Genomic DNA, 674 nt, shown 5'->3' with positions numbered 1-674 from the left:
GGCGGGGGTGAGGGTGGCGTGGGCGACCTCGCGCACGGCGTGGTGCGCGGCGGTGGTCAGCGGCTGTTCGGGGTGGAATCCGGGCAGGTCGGCGATGCCGGGGGTGAGATCGAGCAGAGCGGTGGTGGCGAGCGCGGAGTGGACGTCGGAGCGGCTGAGGTAGAGGGGGCGGCCGCCGGCGGCCTCGTCGAGCTCGGCGCGGTGTGGTGGCCGCCGCTCGGGCCAGGAGGTGCTGTCCCAGCCGTGTCCGAGGAGGACCCGGTGGTCGGGGTGGGCGCGGGCGTGCGCCCGGATCCGACTCAGCGCCTCGGCCAGGTCCGGGGCGTCGGTGAGGTCGAGGCCGGTGAGGGCGAGCCCGGTGGCGGTCGTGTGCACATGTGCGTCTGTGAACGCCGGAGTGACGAGGGCGCCGTCGAGGTGGACGACCTCGTCGACGCCGTCGGCGAAGGAGTCGGCGGCGCCTTCCGAACCCACCCAGGCGATCCGGTCGCCTTCGACGACCATGGCGGTGGCGAACGGGTCGGCGGGGCTGTGCACTTCGCCGCCGCGGAGCAGGACGGTGCGGGTGCCGGCGTCGGGGGTGGAGCTGTCGGTCATGGCCCTCAGTCTCCCCCCTCGGCGGCGGCGCCGGAGCGCGGGGGGCCGGTGGCGGCGCCGCCGCCGAGGGGGGAGAC

At 76.4% G+C, this 674-nt stretch carries 1 protein-coding gene; it reads right to left on the bottom strand.

The window, feature by feature from the left end; genetic code table 11:
* Positions 1 to 597, bottom strand: a 597-nt coding sequence (locus FNX44_RS27440) for an amidohydrolase family protein (RefSeq protein WP_143651642.1), incomplete at its 3' end; no start/stop codon positions are given.
* Positions 598 to 674: the final 77 nt, after the last annotated feature.

It is taken from the genome of Streptomyces alkaliterrae (assembly GCF_007097205.2).
In the GTDB taxonomy this organism is placed as follows: Bacteria; Actinomycetota; Actinomycetes; order Streptomycetales; family Streptomycetaceae; genus Streptomyces; species Streptomyces alkaliterrae.
The sequence above is the reverse complement of the archived record's forward strand: the minus strand, read 5'-3'. Positions and strand labels throughout refer to the sequence as shown.